This is a genomic window from Archangium sp. (assembly GCF_057119385.1).
Window position 1 is genome coordinate 34,715 of sequence record NZ_DBNGVP010000192.1, and the last position, 18,329, is coordinate 53,043.

General features: G+C 70.2%; 19 protein-coding genes. 6 read left to right on the plus strand and 13 right to left on the minus strand.

The window, feature by feature from the left end; all coding sequences use genetic code 11:
- Positions 1-3 precede the first annotated feature (3 nt).
- The gene (locus tag AC16DP_RS45165; RefSeq protein WP_329726902.1) at positions 4-762 is read left to right on the plus strand and encodes a lycopene cyclase domain-containing protein; all 759 of its coding nucleotides are present in this window, start codon (positions 4-6) and stop codon (positions 760-762) included.
- On the opposite strand, the gene AC16DP_RS45170 is transcribed toward AC16DP_RS45165, so the two are convergent.
- The 3 genes from AC16DP_RS45170 to AC16DP_RS45180 are packed head-to-tail and all read right to left on the minus strand — an operon-like array spanning position 695 to position 2,939.
- Positions 695-1,162, minus strand: a complete 468-nt coding sequence (locus AC16DP_RS45170; protein WP_329726903.1) for a nucleoside deaminase — start codon at positions 1,160-1,162, stop codon at positions 695-697. The two genes, AC16DP_RS45165 and AC16DP_RS45170, sit on opposite strands and share 68 nt — an antisense overlap.
- Before the next feature lie 28 nt (positions 1,163-1,190).
- On the minus strand, positions 1,191-2,381 hold the full coding sequence (locus AC16DP_RS45175; RefSeq protein WP_329726904.1) for a cysteine desulfurase-like protein: 1,191 nt from the start codon (positions 2,379-2,381) through the stop codon (positions 1,191-1,193).
- Positions 2,382-2,411: 30 nt separating this feature from the next.
- Positions 2,412-2,939: a pyridoxamine 5'-phosphate oxidase family protein gene (locus AC16DP_RS45180; RefSeq protein WP_329726905.1), complete on the minus strand. Its 528-nt coding sequence runs from the start codon at positions 2,937-2,939 to the stop codon at positions 2,412-2,414.
- A gap of 419 nt (positions 2,940-3,358) precedes the next feature.
- On the opposite strand from AC16DP_RS45180, the gene AC16DP_RS45185 reads away from it, so the two are divergent.
- A complete protein-coding gene (locus AC16DP_RS45185; protein WP_329726906.1) occupies positions 3,359-3,700 on the plus strand; it encodes a hypothetical protein in 342 nt (113 codons plus the stop codon).
- A 10-nt stretch (positions 3,701-3,710) separates the two neighbouring features.
- Here the strand turns inward: AC16DP_RS45185 and AC16DP_RS45190 are convergent, their stop codons facing one another.
- From AC16DP_RS45190 to AC16DP_RS45210, 5 genes are all read right to left on the minus strand, one after another.
- On the minus strand, positions 3,711-5,612 hold the full coding sequence (locus tag AC16DP_RS45190) for a glycoside hydrolase family 15 protein (RefSeq protein WP_329726907.1): 1,902 nt from the start codon (positions 5,610-5,612) through the stop codon (positions 3,711-3,713).
- Between the two features lie 166 nt (positions 5,613-5,778).
- Positions 5,779-6,159, minus strand: a complete 381-nt coding sequence (locus tag AC16DP_RS45195) for a hypothetical protein (protein ID WP_329726908.1) — start codon at positions 6,157-6,159, stop codon at positions 5,779-5,781.
- A 345-nt stretch (positions 6,160-6,504) separates the two neighbouring features.
- A complete protein-coding gene (locus AC16DP_RS45200) occupies positions 6,505-7,590 on the minus strand; it encodes an ABC transporter permease subunit (RefSeq protein WP_329726909.1) in 1,086 nt (361 codons plus the stop codon).
- Between the two features lie 27 nt (positions 7,591-7,617).
- Positions 7,618-7,992: an STAS domain-containing protein gene (locus AC16DP_RS45205; protein WP_329726910.1), complete on the minus strand. Its 375-nt coding sequence runs from the start codon at positions 7,990-7,992 to the stop codon at positions 7,618-7,620.
- Positions 7,993-8,153: 161 nt separating this feature from the next.
- Positions 8,154-9,086, minus strand: coding sequence for a lysylphosphatidylglycerol synthase domain-containing protein (locus tag AC16DP_RS45210; RefSeq protein ID WP_329726911.1), 933 nt, complete (start codon positions 9,084-9,086; stop codon positions 8,154-8,156).
- A 257-nt stretch (positions 9,087-9,343) separates the two neighbouring features.
- Here AC16DP_RS45210 and AC16DP_RS45215 point away from each other — a divergent pair, with 257 nt between their 5' ends.
- Positions 9,344-9,844, plus strand: a complete 501-nt coding sequence (locus tag AC16DP_RS45215) for a hypothetical protein (RefSeq protein ID WP_329726912.1) — start codon at positions 9,344-9,346, stop codon at positions 9,842-9,844.
- Positions 9,845-9,850: 6 nt separating this feature from the next.
- Here the strand turns inward: AC16DP_RS45215 and AC16DP_RS45220 are convergent, their stop codons facing one another.
- Complete coding sequence (locus tag AC16DP_RS45220) at positions 9,851-9,991, minus strand: hypothetical protein (protein ID WP_329726913.1); 141 nt, start codon at positions 9,989-9,991, stop codon at positions 9,851-9,853.
- An 85-nt stretch (positions 9,992-10,076) separates the two neighbouring features.
- Between AC16DP_RS45220 and AC16DP_RS45225 the strand changes: the two genes are divergently transcribed.
- Together AC16DP_RS45225 and AC16DP_RS45230 are read left to right on the plus strand one after the other, a co-directional pair.
- Positions 10,077-10,292, plus strand: a complete 216-nt coding sequence (locus AC16DP_RS45225; RefSeq protein WP_329726914.1) for a hypothetical protein — start codon at positions 10,077-10,079, stop codon at positions 10,290-10,292.
- 318 nt (positions 10,293-10,610) lie between these two features.
- Positions 10,611-11,630, plus strand: coding sequence for a zinc-dependent alcohol dehydrogenase family protein (locus AC16DP_RS45230; protein ID WP_329726915.1), 1,020 nt, complete (start codon positions 10,611-10,613; stop codon positions 11,628-11,630).
- On the opposite strand, the gene AC16DP_RS45235 is transcribed toward AC16DP_RS45230, so the two are convergent.
- Positions 11,595-13,532, minus strand: coding sequence for a lamin tail domain-containing protein (locus tag AC16DP_RS45235; RefSeq protein ID WP_329726916.1), 1,938 nt, complete (start codon positions 13,530-13,532; stop codon positions 11,595-11,597). The genes AC16DP_RS45230 and AC16DP_RS45235 overlap by 36 nt on opposite strands.
- Before the next feature lie 232 nt (positions 13,533-13,764).
- Positions 13,765-14,058, minus strand: a complete 294-nt coding sequence (locus AC16DP_RS45240; RefSeq protein ID WP_329726917.1) for a hypothetical protein — start codon at positions 14,056-14,058, stop codon at positions 13,765-13,767.
- Between the two features lie 144 nt (positions 14,059-14,202).
- Between AC16DP_RS45240 and AC16DP_RS45245 the strand changes: the two genes are divergently transcribed.
- Positions 14,203-15,402 (plus strand): lipase family alpha/beta hydrolase, encoded by a 1,200-nt coding sequence (locus tag AC16DP_RS45245; protein WP_329726918.1) that lies wholly within the window; start codon positions 14,203-14,205, stop codon positions 15,400-15,402.
- A 169-nt stretch (positions 15,403-15,571) separates the two neighbouring features.
- Here the strand turns inward: AC16DP_RS45245 and AC16DP_RS45250 are convergent, their stop codons facing one another.
- Both AC16DP_RS45250 and AC16DP_RS45255 read right to left on the minus strand, forming a co-directional pair.
- The gene (locus tag AC16DP_RS45250) at positions 15,572-16,357 is read right to left on the minus strand and encodes a hypothetical protein (RefSeq protein WP_329726919.1); all 786 of its coding nucleotides are present in this window, start codon (positions 16,355-16,357) and stop codon (positions 15,572-15,574) included.
- Positions 16,354-18,329, minus strand: a 1,976-nt coding sequence (locus AC16DP_RS45255) for a hypothetical protein (RefSeq protein ID WP_483957074.1), incomplete at its 5' end; no start/stop codon positions are given. The genes AC16DP_RS45255 and AC16DP_RS45250, both read right to left, overlap by 4 nt.

The window sequence follows — 18,329 nt, forward strand, 5'->3', positions numbered from 1 at the left end:
GCCATGACGTATGAGTTCCTGGTGATGGCGCTGTTGTTCCTGGTGCCGGGCGCCGTCTTCTGGCTCGTGCGCGCGGACCTGCGCTGGCTGATGCGCAGGACGATGCTGGCCTCGCTCCCATTCGCGGCCACCGAGTGGCTGTTCTATCCGGCGTACTGGACGCCGCGCTTCCTGTTCGACCTGGCGGACCGCATCGGCTTCGGCGTGGAGGACGTGCTCTTCGTCGTGGGGCTCGGGGCCTTCTCCTCGTGTGCCTACGCGGTGGCGTTCCGCCAAACCGTGGTGCCCCGGGGGAGCGGCACGCGGCCCTGGTTCCGGGTGTTGGGGGCCATCGCGGGCATGCTGGCGCTGACGGGGCTGCTGCTCGCGGTGGGCGTGCCCATCCTCTACGCGGCGGTGGCGGCGATGGGGGTGGGCACCCTGGGCGTGCTGGTGGCGCGTCCGGACCTGGTGCTTCCGAGTCTCCTGGGAGCGGCGCTCTCGTGCCTCATCTACCTGGGGCTGTGCCTGCTCTTCGAGGGGCTGGTGCCCGGTGTCTTCGAGCGCACGTGGCGGCCGAGCCTGCTGCTGCGCGGCCACTTCCTCGGCGTGCCACTGGATGAGCTGCTGTACGGCACCGGCGCGGGCCTCGCGGCGACGGCCCTCCCAGCCTGGGCCTTCCGGCTGGGATTCGCGCCGCTGCCCGGGCGTGAGCCTACGACCAGAAGCCCTCGTGCACCGCACGGGCCTCCGGCAACTCCACCGGGCCCACCACCTCGGTAGGCGCGGAGCCGCGGGCGAAGACCTCGCGGCAGGACAGGCGCAGGGTGGGCTCGGTCGGCCTGTTGAGCTGGCCCAGCTGCTCGGAGGAGAACGCGAAGACGACCCGCCGCACGCCACCCCAGAAGATGGCGCCCGCGCACATGGCACACGGCTCGGTGCTGGCGTAGAGCGTGCTGCCGGCGAGCTGCTCGGGGGAGTAGTGCTGGGTGGCCTCGCGCATGAGGTTGGACTCCGCGTGGCCGGTGCAGTCCCGCTCCGTCACCACGGTGTTCTCCCCCTCCAGGAGGACACGCCCGTTCCTGTCCACCAGCACCGCGCCGAAGGGATGGTTCCCCCGCTCGCGGGCCTTGCGGGCCAGGTCGATGGAGTGTCTCAGGTGTCGCAGCTCCTCGGGTTGCATTCGTGTCCTCCTGCGTGGGAAGTGGCGCTCAGGGGAGCGCGTCCAGGCTGGTCATGAGCCGGTCCACCTCGGCCAGCGTGTTGTAGTGCAGCAGCGAGACGCGCACCGCGCCCTCGGGCATGAGGCCCAGTGCCTGCATGGCGAGCGTGGCGTAGTAGTGGCCCGCGGCGACGCCCACCCCGTTGCGGGCGAGGTGCTCGGCCACGGCGCGCGGCGGGACGCCCTGCACGTTGAAACAGAAGGTGGCCACGCGGCCCTTGGGCTCGGGGATGCCGTAGAGGCGCACGCGCTCGTGGGCGCGCAGCCGCTCCAGCGCGGACTCCAGCAGCGGACGCTCCAGGGACTCGATGCGGCGGAAGGCCTGCTCCAGCCCCGCGCGCCCGGGCTGTCCGCCGCCGAGCACCTCGCGCACGTAGCGCAGCGAGCCCAGCCAGCCGGCGAGGCCCTCGTGGTTGGCGGTACCGGGCTCGAACTTCTGGGGGCTGTCCTCGGGGACGAACCACAGCTTGTCCGCGGGCAGGCGGGGCAGCAGCTCGTGGCGCACGTACAGGCAGCCCATGTGGGGGCCGAAGACCTTGTAGGGCGAGAAGGTGGCGAAGTCCGCGCCCCAGGCCTTCACGTCGGGCAGCAGGTGCGGGCTGGCGTGCACCGCGTCGACGATCAGCCAGGCGCCCACGGAATGGGCGAGGGTGGCCGCGGCCGTCACGTCCGGCGCGGTGCCCACCGAGTTGGCGGCGGCCGTCACCGCGACGAGCCGGGTGCGCGCGGTGAGCAGCGGGCGGAGATCCGCCAGCTCCAGGCGGCCCTCGGGCCAGCGGGCCTTCCACGGCTTCACCACCGCGCCCTGGGCCTCCAGCCAGCGCCAGGGGCTGGCGTTGGACTCGTGCTCGAGCTCCGAAATGATGACCTCGTCCCCGGGCTGGAAGATGCGGGAGAAGGCGCGCGAGAGCTGGAAGGTGAGGGCGGTGGCGCTGGTGCCGAGCATCACCTCCTCGGGCAGACAGTTGAGGAACTCGGCGGTGGCGGCGCGAGCCTGGGCCTTCACCTCGGTGGCGCGCACGGAGGCCGGGTAGGGCTGGCCCACGTTGCAGCTCCCCTGGGTGAGGAACCGCGTCATGGCGTCGATGGTGTGCGAGGGCACCTGGGCCCCGGCGGCGTTGTCGAGGTAGGCGAAACCCGACCGCAAGGCGGGGAAGTGCTCGGCGAAGGGGGAAGTCATGGGGCGCGCAGCATAGCCGCACGCGGGCCCTCAGTGCATCGCCGCGCCGGACTCGTCGAGGTTCACCTTCTCGTTCTCGCCGGGGCGGTACGTCTCGCCGGTGAGCACGCCCTTCACGAAGCCCACGAGCTGCACCATGCGCTTGTTCGGCGTGTCCCAGAACTCGGCCTTGTTCACCGTCACGCACAGCAGCGCGAGCTCGGGATCATCCAGCCCCTCCGGGAACCAGGCCTTCAGCGTGGGATTCCACAGCTCGCGCGCCTTCTCCTTGTCGCGCACCAGCCGGGCCACGCCGCTCACGGACACGTACCGGTCCTTCGCCGTGTCCGAGTAGGACAGGCTCACGTGGCTGTCCCGCTCCACCTCGTCCACCTTGGGCGAGTGCTCCCGGGTGAAGAACCACAGCTGCCCGTCGAAGTCCCGGTCATGTGTCCACATGGGCCGGCTGCGCAGCGTCCCGTCCTCCTCCACCGTCGTCATCATCGCGACCTTGATGCCGTGGATGAGCTCGCCCAGGTGCACCACCGGGTCCTTCTTGTCCGTCTTCTTCGTGGCCATTCCTGCCTCCCGTGTGCTCACGGTAAGCAGGGACGGAGGGCCTGACAGGAGCGCCTGGTCCGCCCTCCTGGCCTCACGGCAGGGGAGCCCGCGGGGCGGGTTGCTCCTCAAGCGCACCATGCGTATGCCCCGCATCGCGTGTTGCCTCCCAGGCAACATCCCCGCCTGTTGCCTCCCAGACAACATCCACAAGACATCCATGGCCCGTGCAGGGGGGGGATTTGGACTGCGAGAGTAGGGATCTTCACGCGTGCGAGCGTTTCCCGCTGTTTGGGATACGTAGCGTATTGAATGCTTGGTTTTTCTCGTGTGGTCCCGCTTCTCCCCTCTCCGCGTCGCTGTGCAGCGGGGCATGTGCCATGTAGGCTGTCTTTCTGTTCTTCGCGGCCTTGGCCGCTGTTTCCGGACAGGGGGCCTGTATGACTGGCATTCTGGGAATGGAGGGCCTGTCCACGGCGCAGGTGCAGGAAGAGCTGCGACGCGGTGGACGATTCGTCGTGTTCGAGTACTGCGTCTCCTTCTTCGTCACCACCATGAGGCGCTCCTCGGACGTGTACTTCGTCCGGGCCGGACAGGGCACGTTCGGCTTGAGCCTCGGCTACACGCTGCTGTCGCTGTTCCTCGGCTGGTGGGGCATTCCGTGGGGCTTCATCTACACGCCGCTGTGCCTCTCCACCAACCTGCACGGGGGCAAGGACGTGACGGAGCTGGTGGTGGCCTCGCTGCTGGCGCCCCGCTACGACCCGCGCCTGCAGTACTAGCGGCTGGCGCTCACTGCACGGCCTCCCACGAGAAGTGGGACATGAACACGGAGCGCCGGCCGAGGTGGTACGTGAGCGCGAAGTCCGCGTAGTCGTACGCGCCCGCCCTCGGCAGCTGGAAGCTCCGGCCCGCGGACAGCTGCGCGCACGAGGCCACCAGGGCCATGTGCGTGAAGGCCTGCGGGAAGTTGCCCATGGCCTCGCCCGTGCCCGGCACCGCCTCCTCGGCGTAGAGGCCCACGTCGTTGGCCAGGCTCAGCAGGTAGCGCAGCAGCTCCTCCGCCTCCTGCGTCCGGCCCGAGTGCACCAGCACGTCATGCAGCCAGAAGGAGCACAGCAGGAAGGTGCCCTCGCCGCCGCTCAGCCCGTCCGGTGAGTGGTAGCGGTAGAGCAGCCCGCCCCGCTCCAGCCGCTGGCGCACCACCTCCACCGTGCGGCTCACCAGCGGGTGGGCCGACGGGAGGAAGCCCAGCGCCGGCAGCTGCAGCACCGACGCATCCGGCACCTGTGAGCCCACCGACTGGGGGAACCACCCCTGGCGCGCGCCCTCCTTCAGCAGGTACTCGCGCACGGCCGCGCGCTCGCGCACCCAGCGCCCCACCGGAGCCGGTAGCCGCCGCGAGCGGGCGATGCGGATGGCCCGGTCCAACGCCACCCAGCACAAGAGCTTCGAGTGGATGAAGTGCCGGGGCTCGTCGCGCACCTCCCAGAGGCCCTGGTCCGGCTGGCGCCAGCGCTCGCACACGTTGTCCACCAGCCCGCGCAGGAACTCCCAGTTGCGCTGCGGCATGCTCCGGCCCATCTTCGAGAAGAGCCACGCGCCCTCCAGCATCTCCCCGAAGACGTCGAGCTGCAGCTGCTTCACCGCCCCGTTGCCGGCGCGCACGGGCCTCGAGCCCCGGTGGCCCGCCAGGTGCGCCAGCTCCACCTCGGGCAGCAGCCGGTGGCCGCGGATGCTGTACATGATTTGAACGTCCTCGGCCCGGCCCGCGCTGGTGCGCGCCAGCCAGTGCTCGAAGGCGAGCGTCTCCTCCTGGTAGCCCAGCAGCATCAGCGAGATGAGCGTGAGCGTGGTGTCCCGCAGCCAGGTGTAGCGGTAGTCCCAGTTGCGCACGCCGCCCGGCTCCTCGGGCAGGGAGGTGGTGGGGGCCGCGACGATGGCGCCCGAGGGCGCGTACGTGAGCGCCTTGAGCACCAGCGCCGAGCGCCGCACCGCGTGCGAGTACTCGCCCTCGTAGGCGCAGTGGGAAATCCACTCGCGCCAGAAGGCCACCGTCTGCTCCAGCCGGCGGCGCATGGCCGCCAGGTCCGGCATCTCCGCCGGGCCGCGCTCGACGAGCGAGGGCGTCCAGGCCGTCTCCACCCAGGCCTCGTCCCCGGCCCGCATGGGCCAGTGCGCGCGCACGGCATTCTCGTGGGCCACCAGCGGACGCGTGGCCGTCACCCAGAGCGCGTCCGCGCCGCCCACCAGCTCCGCCGTCTGGGGCGAGGTGAGGCGGATGCGTGGCACGAAGGCGCCGTACTCGAAGCGCGGCGCCACCACCACGCGGGCCCGCACCTCGCCGCCGATGCAGCGCAGCCGCCGCAGCAGCGCATGCCGCGTCCCCGCGCGGGGGCTGTGGGACATGCCGGTGCGCACGGGCATGCAGTCCGTCACCTCCAGCACCCCGCCCGGCGTGGTGAAGGTGGTGACGAGCACGTTGGTGTCGTCGATGTAGCGGCGGGTGGACTGGCAGGGGCCCTCGGGGCTCACCCGGAAGGAGCCGCCCCGGCCCACGTCCAGGAGGCGGCAGAAGACGGCGGGCGAGTCGAACCGGGGGAAGCAGGCCCAGTCGATGGAGCCATCCCGGCCCACCAGGGCGGCGGAGTGGCAGTCCCCCAGCAACGCGTAGTCGTCGATCCGCTGCCGCATTCCGTCTCCCGGGGGCCGCTCCAGGATGAGCGGCCTCCCTCGTCATTGAGTACGGTGCGCAGCCGTTGCAACCGGGACCGGAGCGCGATCGCCCCCCGGTGTGCCCCGGCCCCAGGCGGGGGAGCGGGCGCCATGCCCTCCCCCTCCCCCTGGGGGCGGGACTCCCTCAGTCGAGCGGCACCCGGAGCAGCACGGAGCCGTCGAACAGGTCCACGTAGACGAGCTCCCGCACGGGCACGCCGGTGCTGTCGGCCCACGTCACGGACACCTCGTAGGCGGGCACCTCGTCGGCGACGATCGCGGGGCGGACCCCGTGCGGACGGACGTAGGAGATGCCGAGCACCTCATCCGTGGTGATGACGCCGGAGATGGCGGCGGCCGCCGCGGCGCGCGCCTCGACCGGGCTCAGCCGCTGCCTGGCGAGCGGCGCCCCGATGGCGGCCGGGTTCATCTCGTGGGAGGACAGCTCCTCCTGGGGACCGCAGGCGACGACGGCGAGCGACAGACCAGCAGCGGCCAGAGCGCGGAACAGCGATTGCGAGCTCATGCGTGTTGCTCCCATTCAGGGAAGGGGGTGGAGCCTCCAGGCGGGCTCATCGTGTGAGACCTGGAGGGGGGAGGCCGTGGTGAGCACCTCCGGAGTCAGTGCCTTCGAGAAGGCGGCGGGAGGCTGCACCGAATTCCAAGAGAATTCTAGTTTTACTCGTAGTTCGATTCTAGGGTAATTTTTCGGCTTGGATGGTGACGGGTGGGGCGCCCTCAGTCATGCGCCTGGGCGAGCAGCCGGCGCGTGGCCTCGTGGAGCGGCGCGTCCAACACCTGTGCGGGCGGGCCCTGCTCGACGAGGTGGCCGTGGTCCAGCACGAGCACGGTCTCGGGTCCTCGACCCGTATCATCTCGGCACCTCCTTCAGGTGCCGGCCGAGCCGCGCCTCCACCGTGCGCGCCAGCCGCGCGAAGGGCAGGCCGAGCAGCAGGTACAGCGCGGCCACCAGCAGGCCCAGGCCCAGGTGGTCCCTCATGGCGTTGGCGAGGTTGAGATAGGTGCGGGTGAGCTCGGTGAGCGTCACCAGGGACACGAGGGAGCTGTCCTTGAGCAGCGCGATGAAGTCATTCGTCATGGGGGGCAGGGAGATGCGCACGGCCTGGGGCATGACGACGTGCCGCAGCGTCTGCCAGCGCGACAGGCCGAGCACCCGCGCCGCCTCGTGCTGGCCCGCGGGCACGCTGGCGAGCCCCGCCCGGTAGTTCTCCGCCTCGGCCGCCGCGTAGTTGAGCCCCAGCGTCAGCACGCCCGCGGTGAAGGGCTCCAGGCGCAGGCCCAGCTGCGGCAGCCCGAAGTACACCAGGGTGAGCTGCACCAGCAGCGGCGTGCCGCGCACCACCTCGATATAGGCGGTGGCCAGCCAGCGCAGCGGCAGGGGGCCGTAGACGCGGGTGAGCGCGAGCACCACGCCCGCGGCCACCGCCAGGGCCATGGACAGCAGCGACACGCCCAGCGTCATCACCGCCCCGCGGGCGAACAGCGACAGCGTGGCCGGGTAGCGCTCCCTCACGCGCTCGAGGACGGGTGGCACCCGGCCCACCGCCGCGCGCCAGGCCTCGTACTGCTCCGGCACGCCCCGGGGGCTCGGGTCCGCGTCACCCAGCAACTGCGCCGTCTCGGCGTTCCACAGGCCCCACCGCTCGTAGATGCGCCGCAGCGTGCCGTCGCGCGCCAGCGGGCCGAGCACCGGCCGCGCGCGCACGCCCAGCTTCGCGGCGAGCGCCTCCGCCAGGTCCACCTCGAAACCGACGAGGCGGTTGGGGTCCATGGGGTCCTGGAAGACGTAGGGGGCACCGCCCTGGGCATCCGCGCCCCACAGCAGCTCGCCGCGGGCCCGCACCGCCGCGAGTCCCTGGGGCTCGGCGGGGGGCGCCTCCTGCGCGAAGGTGGGGAGACAGACGAGGACGAGGCCGAGGAGCAGGGCTCTGGTCACGAGGGGGGGCAGTCTACCCCCTCGTGCTCAGTCGTCGAAGTCGTGGTCGTCCCAGGGCGAGCGGACCACGGGGAGGCGGCGGCTCATCCTCAGCGGCGCGAGGGTGCGCGGGTCGATGCGCAGGTACTGGAGGATGCGCGCCGGGTGGCCGGGCAGTCCCCGCGTCTGGAGGCGGAGCTCCGGCAACTGGCTCAGCTCCCGGGTGAAGAGGTCCAGGGCGCAGTCCTGGAAGGAATTCACCTTGCTGAAGTCCACGAGCACCGCCTCCGTGCCGGTATACCGCCGGAGCGTCTCCAGGGCGCTCCGGGCCGCCCGGACATCGAAGGCTCCCTGGAGCTCGAGGCGGGGAGCCAGCGGTTGTGTCGTCACGTCCGCCGGGCCAGGCACTGTTTCCACCATCATGGGAAGGCCTCCTTTCATGCTCATGACTTACTGGAAGATGCGTGCCAACCGCTGCACCCGGGCGCGGCGAGTGTTGGGCGCAATTCATGCGCGGACGCACCCCGGGCCGTGCAGTCCCTGCGCCCTCCAGCCGGGGGACGCCGCTGTCTTCCCTTGGAGCCCTAACGAGCATGGGGGGCCCAGGAAGGGGGATGCACCTTCCACACCAGGGGGGTGAGCGAGCCGAGCAGGACGAACACGCCCTGCGTGCCGTGGGCGAGCAGCGCGACGGACATGGCCCGGGCCGGGGTGGTGCCGAAGGCCCCGGCCGAGAGCGCGAAGGCACCCTCGCGCACGCCGAACTCTCCGGGCACCAGGGCGCCCACCACCAGGGACACCAGGTGGAGCCCCTCGGCGAGGAGCGCCTCCACCGTGGTGGTGTCGATGCCCACGGCCAGGGCCAGGGTGCCGTACTGCACGGCCTGCAGCGTCCGGCCGAGGAGCGAGGCCACGAGGGGCCCGAGGGGCGGCAGCGCGCGGCCGTGCATCCCCGCGTGCATGCCCAGGCCCACGAGCAGCAGCCCCAGCGCGTGCACGCCGAGCACGAGCGTCAGCCACGAGGCCCCCGTGCGCAGGTACGCCGCGAAGGTACAGGCGAGGCAGAGGAGGCCTCCGGCCACCAGCGAGGCCGCCTGCGAGGTGGCCGCCGCCGCCAGGGCCGTGGCCCCGCCCGTGTATGGGCTGAGCAGCGCCGCCTTCGCCGCCTCGCCCGAGGCGCGTCCCGCGGGCGCCACACTGGCCACCGCCGTGCCGATGAGCTGCGCGCGGAGCAGGCAGCGCCAGGGCACCTCCCGCGCCCGGCCGCCGTACGCCGCCCGCGTGGCCACCGCGTCCAGGGACAGGCGCGCCACCTCCAGCAGCAGCACCAGGGGCAGCCACGGCGCCGCATGCGCCATCAATCGTCCCAGCTCCTCGGCGCCCGCGCGCTGCACGAGCACCGCGAGCAGGGCCACGCCCAACACGGCGCACACCGGGTGCAGCACCGCCAACACCCGCGCTGCCTGGGGCATGGCCAGCGCACCGAGGCTCCATTCCTGTCGCTCGCCCCCCAGCATGCGCCCCTCCCTCCGCCCCACGCGCAGCGGATGTCCGTAAAGGTGCGCAGTGCCCGGCTTCTTGGCGAGAGCCTCGGCGGACGCGCTCCGTTGGCCGGTGTTGGCGTTGGCGGGTGGACAGGGCATCTGGACGGGAGTCGGAGGCGGAGGAGGGGCCCCACGTGGGGAGGGAACGTGATAGGGGGCAGCGCCCTGCCCGCGGGACGTGCCCCGGGATGGAAGTGCGGGCCGCACCTGGCCCGAGGAGATGGACGGCGATGCTGCATACGGCGATGAACGAGTGGGCCCTGAAGGCGATCCAGCTGGAGACGGCGCTGATGGCGCTGGACGAGGTGGGGCTGCCGGGGAACATGAAGGGGCTGCAGGAGAAGGCCGAGGAGGCCATGCGGGCGCTGGTGCGCGGCTGGCTGGCGCAGAAGCCCAAGGCGGACGAGCGCAAGTGGAAGGTGACGCCGGCGCAGGAGGGGGGCACGCCCAAGGACGAGGAGCTCGCCGACGTGGTGTCGCACCTGAAGGAGGATGGCGTGGAGTGGAGCGTCTACCTGGCCACCAGCGACAAGGGCGAGACGGTGGAGACGCTCGTGGCGGAAGACAGGGCGTGGATGGCGGCGGGCGGCGAGTACTACGCGGGCCAGTGGGACGAGGACACGCAGCAGCTCGAGGTGGGCCGTGACGACGAGGAGGGCGAGCTGGGCACCGGCCTCGTCTTCACGCTCCAGGGCGAGCTCGTGTACGAGCCGCAGATCGAAGAAGCCTGAGCGCGGCTACGGGCCGAGGTATTGCACCCTGCGGGCCCGGGTCTTCTCGTCGGGCAGGCGCCCGGAGCCCGCGCGCAGGTTGTCCTCGAGGTGGCGGGGGTTGCGGGTGGCGGGGCCCGTGGCCCATCGAATGGTGCGCGTCAGCATGGGGGATGAAGGGAGCAGGTGACAGGTGTGCGGGGTGCCGGTGTTTCAGTCGCCGATGGCTGTGATTTCCAGGAAGGGTCAGGCGATGAAGCTCCAGGTCTCGGTGTGCGCGGGAGTCATGGCGGGCTGGCAGCCGTACCGCCACTTCGCGATCTTCGGAGGACTGACGGCGAACACGCTCGTGTCCTTCGTGGATGAAGAGGTGCGGGGCGTGGACCGCTTCAAGCTGGGCGCGGTCTACGACTCGGAGCGGGTGCGAGTCCAGACGTGGCCGGGCCTGATCGCGGGCCTGCAGATCTGAGCCAATCTCCCCTCTCCCTCCGGGAGAGGGACGGGGTGAGGGTATCCGTCCCCGTGCTCCCCACCGTGAGGAAGGAAGCGAGCCCCGGGTTGGATCTCCGCCCCTCGGCCGTGCCTCTGTGGAGGGGGTTCCCACCGGAGAAACCGTCCCCAGGTTCCAGATGCGTGCCCGGCACGGGACGATCAGTTGATGTCCGGTGCGGGACGGGGTGGGTACCGGATGGTGGGTGTGGGGCAGGCGAGCCCGTGCCGGACGCGCTCCTCTTCGAGAGCCCAGAACGAGAACCCAGAGAACGAGAGCCCCGGGTGGGAAGGTCCCATGCGAGCGATGGTGCTGCATGCGCCGGGAGAGCCGTTGCGGCTGGAGGATCGGCCCATCCCGGAGCCGGGTCCCGAGCAGCTGCTGCTGAAGGTGCACGCGTGCGCGGTGTGCCGGACGGACCTGCACGTGACGGACGGGGAGCTGACGAGGCCGAAGCTGCCGCTGGTGTTGGGGCATGAGATCATCGGCACGGTGGTGAAGGCGGGCGAGCGTGCGGGCATCTTCGCGCCGGGGACGCGGGTGGGGGTGCCGTGGCTGGGGTGGAGTGACGGCACGTGCCGCTACTGCCTCACGGGCCGGGAGAACCTCTGCGACAACGCGCGCTTCACGGGCTATCAGATCGACGGCGGTTACGCGGAGTACACCGTGGCGGACCACCGTTTCTGTTTCCCGATTCCACCGGGTTACCCACCGTTGCAGGCGGCGCCGCTGATGTGCGCGGGACTCATCGGCTACCGCTGCCTGCGGATGGCGGGGGACGCCGGGCGGCTGGGCCTGTACGGCTTCGGCGCGGCGGCGCACGTGCTCATCCAGGTGGCGAGGTACCAGGGGAGGCGGGTGTTCGGCTTCACGAGGCCGGGAGACGTGGCCGCGCAGGACTTCGCGCTGCGGCTGGGGGCCGAGTGGGCGGGGGACTCGGACGTGCTGCCGCCCGAGCCACTGGACGCGGCCATCCTCTTCGCGCCGGTGGGGAGCCTGGTGCCGGTGGCGCTGGCGGCGGTGGTGAAGGGAGGCACGGTGGTGTGCGGGGGCATCCACATGAGCGACATCCCCGCGTTTCCCTACTCCCTGCTGTGGGGCGAGCGCACCGTGCGCTCGGTGGCGAACCTCACGCGGCAGGACGGGTTGGACTTCCTCGCGCTGGCCCCGCGGGTGCCGGTGCACACGGAGGTACAGCCCTTCCCGCTGGAGGCCGCCAACGAGGCGCTGGCGGCACTGCGGGAAGGGCGCGTGCGAGGCGCGGCGGTGCTGGAGCTGGGGTCAGAAGGCGCTGCCGTTGACGCGCAGGCCCGGTGACGCGCTCCGGGTGGAGAGGCTCGTGTGGAGCACGAAGCCGCCGGTGGGGCTCGCATCGGGGTTGCGGTTCATGGACACGCCGTCCTGGCTGGCCAGGCTGCTCGTGTAGCTGAACGAGTCGATGCTCGTCTTCGCGGCGTTCCTCACCGTCACGGTGTCGCTGCTGTTGTTGAGGCTGAGCGCGCCGCTGGAGGCGGCCACGGCGTTGGGAGTCCCCGAGGGAATCGCGGTGGCCCCGCCGAACACCACGATGGCCTTGCCCGCGCCGAGCACCGTGCCCGCGGCGAAGGTGTGCCGCACGGAGGTGGCATCCGAGATGGTCCACCCGCTGATGTCGATGGACGCGCTGCCCACGTTCACCAGCTCCACGAACTCCCCGTCGGTGTCGCTGCCGGGCTCGTTGGCGAGCATCTCGTTGAGGATGACCCTGGCGGGCGTGGCGACGGCGGTGATGGTGAAGGTGCCATCGCTCATGTCCGAGGCGGAGCCGAAGGCATCCGTGACGCGCACCCGGGCCGCCGTGCTGGACGAGTTGGGCACCGTCCACGAGTAGCTGCCGGTGGACGCGGCCACGCTGCTGGCGATGACCTGCCAGGAGCCGCCGTTGTCGAGCGTGTACTCGAGCTTCACGTTGGAGATGTCCTGGGACGTCCAGGTGATGGCCCTGGCGCCGCCGCCGGCCAGGCTCTCGCCGCCGTTGGGGCCGGTGACGGTGATGCCGGGCGCGGGCGTGCGCGTGGAGGCGCTGGCCGGCGAGGACTCGTTGCCCGCCGCGTCCACGGCCGTCACCTGGTACCCGTAGGTGACGCCGGCCGTCAGGCCCAGGTCCGCGAAGCCGGTGGTGGTGGACGTCCCGGCCAGCGCGTAGGCGCCGCCGTTGGTGCTCCGGTACACCCGGTAGCCCGTCACGCCCACGTCGTCGGTGGAGCGATTCCACGACAGGGAGATCTCCGTGGAGGACGTGGCGCTGGCCACCAGCGCGCCCGGCACGGAGGGAGGCCGGGTGTCCGGACCCACGCCCTTGGAGGCATAGGAGACGCTGCGCGTGCCCTGCGTCACCGTGAAGGTGTCACCCGTGGAGGAGCTCAGCTGGATGTGGCCCAGCACCCTGTTGGTGGCCGGGTCCTCCGTCTGCCAGATGGCCGAGCCGTGCGCCGTCAGCCGATCCAAGCACTCGGCGGTGGGGTGGCCGTAGGTGTTGTCGCGGCCCACGGAGATGAAGGACACGGTGGGGTTGGTCACGTCCAGGAGCGGGTTGCCGGACGAGTTGCGCGAGCCGTGGTGGTGCACCTTGTACAGCTCGAGCTCGCCCACGTCGGAGAGGAGGGTGGACTCGACGTCCGGGGTGCTGGTGAGGTCTCCGCCCACCAGCCCGTCGAAGGCGCCGTAGGAGATCTTCACCGTGACGGATTTGGTGTTCTCGTCCGTGCTGGAGACGCCGTTGCCGTTGGCGGCGACCACGGTGAGCGTCACCTCGCCGCACAGCGAGAAGCTCTGCCCGCGGTACACGGTGTTGCGCCGGCCGCTGAAGTGGCTGGCGTAGGCGTCATAGGCGCTCGAGTTGTAGGTGCCGCCGTGGTCGTACACCGCGTCGATGGAGACGGCGTCGGTGCCCACGTCCACCTCGTCGATGCCGCCCATGTGGTCCGCGTGCATGTGCGAGACGAAGGCCATGTCGATGTTCGTCACCCCCAGCGACTTGAGGTAGGCCTTGATGGTGGGGCCCGAGCCGGTGGGGCCACCGTCGAAGAGCGCCACGCACCCGCCGGGCGCGATGAGCACCGCCGAGTCGCCCTGGCCGATGTCCAGGGTGGTGAAGCGCAGGCCCTGGGACCAGGCGAGCGTGGGCAACAGCGTGAGCAACAGCAGGGGACGCAACAGGGACCACGGGCGGGTGAGCATGGGCTCGCCTCCAGGGGTGAAGGGCTTCCCCCGTGGCTAACTCATTCCCTGAGAATTCAGCAAGACGGTAGGATTCGATATTTCCAGAATTCCCACCGTACCGGGCGAGGGAGCGGGCGCTGCCGGGAGGGCCGTTCCCTCGCTGGGGGCGTGAAGGTGGGATGCGCAGGCTTGTCCCCGGGAGACCTTCATGCTCACACCCGAGCAGGTGATGGTGCCCTGACGGGGGCGGTTACTGCTGGGGCTCCTCGTCCTTGCGGGCGGGGGCCTCGGTGCGGGGAGAGAGCCGCGCCACCTGCTGCTGGCTCTCGGACCAGGAGTCCTCCGCGTCGTGGGCATGCACCTCGGCGGCGGCCTCATCGTCCTGCTTGCTCGCCCAGGTGGTGTGGCCTCCGGCGTAACCCTCGAGCGGGCGCGGGCCCCGCTTCGACTCCACCTCCAGGTCCTTCGCCTCCAGCTCGCGCAACCGCTCCCGCTCCTGCTCACGCTCGCGCTGGTGCATCTTCTCCAGGGGATCGTTCGCCATTGGACTCTCCTTTGCCCGAAGGTGCGAACGGTGCCGGGCGGCGTCAGCGGGCCAGGGCGGGAGGAGGGAGCCTCGTGTGTCCGGCCGCCGGGCGGGGAGACAGGAGCCTTGCGAGGGGGGGGCTTCCCCCGGAAGCTGCGCGCCATGAAGACAGTCCACCGCTCGTGTGTCGTGTTGCTGCTGTGGGGCGTGCTCCTCGCTGGATGCGGTGCCGCGCGGGTCATCGTGCCTCCGCCCACGGGGGAGGAGGTGACGATTCTCGTCCCCGGCTACCGGGGCAGCTTCCTCGTCACCGAGGGCCCCGAGCCCGAGCGGGCCTGGCTCACGGTGGGACAGGCGCTGTCGCGAGGGGAGCGCACGCTGGCGTTGCCGTTTCCGGGCCAGCGCCCGGTGCCGAGCCATGGGCCGCTGCGGCCGGATGGGCCGATGACGCAGCTGTCGGCGTTCTTCGTGTCGGTGGATGCGTACCGCTCGTTCATGGAGTTCGGCAGGGACCATCTGCCGGGGTTCGTGCCGTTCTCGTACGACTGGAGGAAGGACATCCGGGAGAGCGCGGGGGCGCTGTGCGAGCGCATCGAGCAACTGGTGGCGGAAGGGGGAGGGAAGCGGAAGGTGAACATCGTGGCGCACAGCATGGGCGGGCTGGTGACGATGCACTGCCTGCTGCACGGGGGAGCGCGGACGGGTGAGCGCCCGTGGGTGGGGGCCGAGCACGTGAAGCGGGTGGTCATCCTCGGCACGCCGTTCACGGGAGGCCCGGGGCTCTTCGATGACCTGCAGGTGGGCACGGAGACGCTGCGCAACCGGGCCCTGCTGGCGCCCGAGGCGCTGTTCACCTTCGCGTCCGCGTTCCAATTGCTGTCCACGCGCAGCGACTTCTTCGTGGACGCGGAGGGGAGGCCCGTCGAGTTGGATGCCTTTGATGCAGCGGTCTGGTGGAAGGAGGGCTGGGGGCCCTTCGCGGACGCGGCGCTGCGGGAGGACGAGGCATACCGGGCGCAGCTGGTGCGGATGCTGGAGGCGCACCGGGAACTGCACGAGGCACTCGGGCCGAAGCCGGGGCTGCCGGCGGCTCCATTCGAGACGCTGGTGGTGGTGGGGACGGGGAGGCCGACGGTGAGCGGGATGCGGTGGGTGGATGGGAAGCTGGACGTGGAGCACCCGGCGCGAGCGGATGGAGATGGCTCGGTGCTGTCCGCGCGAGCGGTGCCGGTGCTGCCCATGACGTATCAGCGCGTGGACAGCGCCGCCGAGCACGTGGCGCTCACGTCCGATCGCGAGGTGCTCCACGCCGTGGAGCGCTTCCTGCGGGGCGAGACGGTGGGAACGGTCCACCAGCCGTGAGGTGGTGGCTCAGGAGCGGTGGCGCTCTGCGGAGCGGTAGAGCTGGGTGAGAGAAGAGTCGAGGAGGGACTGGCGCGAGCGCATGGAGCGCCAGGCGCGGACGAAGGGCAGCCAGACGCGGTGGCCCACGCGGACCTGGGTTTCCTCGAGCTTCTGGCGCGCAATCCACTCACTCGTCCTGGAACCACTCGGCTGGGATGCCCAGCGCCGCGAGAATCCGCTCGGGTGAACTCTCTCCCTTGATAGTGCTAGCAACAGGGAATGATGGGAATGCCTGGGGCGGACGCGAGAATTCTTCAATGCCCTCGCCCCCCTTGATTACAGTTGTAGAGAACTCATCCAGCGCGGGAGATGCGGTCACCCCATATACAGTTGCATGCGGGAAGCGTTCCGACAATGTGATGTGTGCGAAATTCATGCCCCCTGCTCCTCCCGAGAGCACGAGGCCTTGCGGTGTGTCCTTGAAGTGATAGTGCCCCGCGGGAAGTGGTTCGCCATGGTCTTCTTCCAACGCGCGTCGTGCCTCCTCTGTTGTGACTCCCTCTATCAGTGCGACCGTTCGCAGCGGAGTTCTCGCAGGGTCCTCGGAAGTCGTAGCGCCTCCAGGAAGAGGGCATCCGAGAGACTTCGCAAGGGCTTCTGGGCTCACCTCTTCGACCTCTTCCACTCCCTTCCGAAATGAGAAGATTGTCCAAGCATCGGAAGCCTGATCGATCGAGTAAACGGGCTCATCGCATTCGAGCGAAATTTCCTCGGCGAGTTGCGTTTCGACGCCTACGTCCATGAGATTGAATCCCACGATGGCGTGGTAGGGGCCGCTGCCCTGGATGAGCTCGAAGGACGGTTCTGTCCCGTCAGCTTCGTCCTCGTCCAGCATCAACGCGATACGGACACGGCTCGCAAGCCGCGTCGGCTCGCCGGGAGTCAGGACCGCCCAGAGAGGAATGCGGCTCATGGTTTGCCTCCGGACAAGTCCTCTGGCAGCCGGAGTGCCGCGCGCCATTGTTTTGTCTTCTCTAGAATTTGAGCCTCATTTATCTCGATGTGCGGAACTCCTGGTGCCTTCTCCTTTAGGAAATTGTTCAACTTGACCTTCGTCGGCCCGCTCAGTGTGTCTGTGCTGACCAGGAACGGCGTCCCTCGTGGGGCGTTCGCCGCGTCGGTGAGTTGGTCGAGAAGGCGCTGGAGTTGATCGATCAGCACTTGCTGCCCTTTGTTGAGGGTCTTGGCGCGCTGCTTGGCCGTCCATGCGTCGAGCGCCGTACGCCACTTGTTGTCGCTCCATCCTTTGACTTCTACCCCGTGTTGAAGTCTCAAGCCGTCTATCGAAGTCAACTCGCGATCAATGATGTGCCCTCCTTTCAAAGGCACCTGCCGCCCGGTCATCCGGAAGCCCGGGAAGAGTTTCTGCGCATTGCGCTCTGTCAGTAGTTCAGCTGCGATGCCTCGGAGTTGTTCACGCGCCTGCAGTTGCTTCGCCAGGTTCCCCGGTTCCGCCGCTGCCCGCTGAAACAGCCTCCAGGGCGTATTTCTGTCCCTGGCCATGGCGTTGAGATCCTCCAGGGTCAGTCCTGTCGTGCGTAGCCAGCCCAGGTCCACCCTGCCCCTGCAAGCTTTGCTTGCCAGCGTAGCCACGGCCTCGGCTTCAAGTTCCGGGTGGCTGACCAGCCACTCGGCTTCCTTCAGGAAGGCGAGCGGGTCCGCCACGCTCGAGGCCCCGGAGCGCCTCAGCACCTGCGCCAGCGCAGGCTTCGCCGTAGCGCGCGTGGCGGCGCGCAGCGATTCCACGGCGGCGAGGTACGCCTGGGCCTTGTCGGCCGGCAGCGCGGCCGCGCGCCGCGCCACCGCACCGTGGGCGAGCGCCATCTCCTGGCTCTCCGCCGCCAGTAGCTTCAACGCCTCCAGCGTCTTCTCGGCTCCCTCTGCCGCGAGCCCCGCGCCGCGAATGCCGCCGAGGGCCCGTGCGGCGGCCATTTCTCCGCGTATGGCGAAGAAGGCCTGCTTGAAGGCCTCGGCGCCGCCAGGAAGGGAAAACCGCAGTCCGTCCGGTGTCGCAACGGCCTTGCCCTCGGCGAGCATCCGCTCCAACGTTTTGGCCAGGGCCTGTATGGACTCCACGGACTCGCGCAGTCCCGCCGAGGCCCGTGCGCCAGACGGACTGAGCAGCAGCCCGCCCCGGTACGCCAGCTCGCGCCATATGCCCGAGTCGAGGAGCTTGGACATGTCTCGCCCGGCCAGTGCGAGCAGTGCCAGGTCATGCACCGCGAGGAAGGACCGTCCCTCCGCCGTCCGCGACAGCTCCGCGCGCCAGGTGTCCACCACCGCCAGCGTCGTCAGCAGGGCCGTGCGGCCCACGAACTGACGTACCGCCGTCCTCTGCGCCGCGGCGAGGGCGCTGCCTTCCGCGGCGGTCGCCGGCAAGACGGGCGGTAGCGGTGCCTTCGTCAAGGCATACAGGGCGCGGTAGAACGTGCGCATCTCGATGATGCGGATGACCGCCGCCCAGACAAGCGCTTTGTCTGGCAGGGAGGCGTGCAGGGCCAACTCCATGGCCGTCATGAGTTGGGTGCGCGGCTGTGGCCCGTGGACTTCCACGCGCACCCACTCCAGCGGGTGGAAGGCGCGGCTGCGTGTGCCCGGTTCCGTCGAGGAGCCGTAGCGGGCCTGGAAGCTGTGCTTCACCGGCTCGAAGTACAGGGCCATGCGTTGGGAGGCCCCTGCTGCCTCCTGGGGCAGCGCGGGCTCTGCTTCCAGGCTCACTCCCTCCTTGGCGTCCCACGCCTCTGACGCCACCCGCTTGGTGGGCACCAGCCCGGAGGACACGTTCACCAGGTATGCCGTCCCGCCTTCGCTCCCCAGCTCGAAGGTGGGCAGGTCGTCGAGCGAGCCGAGCACGAGTGGAAACGAGGCCAGCGCTTTCTGGGTGA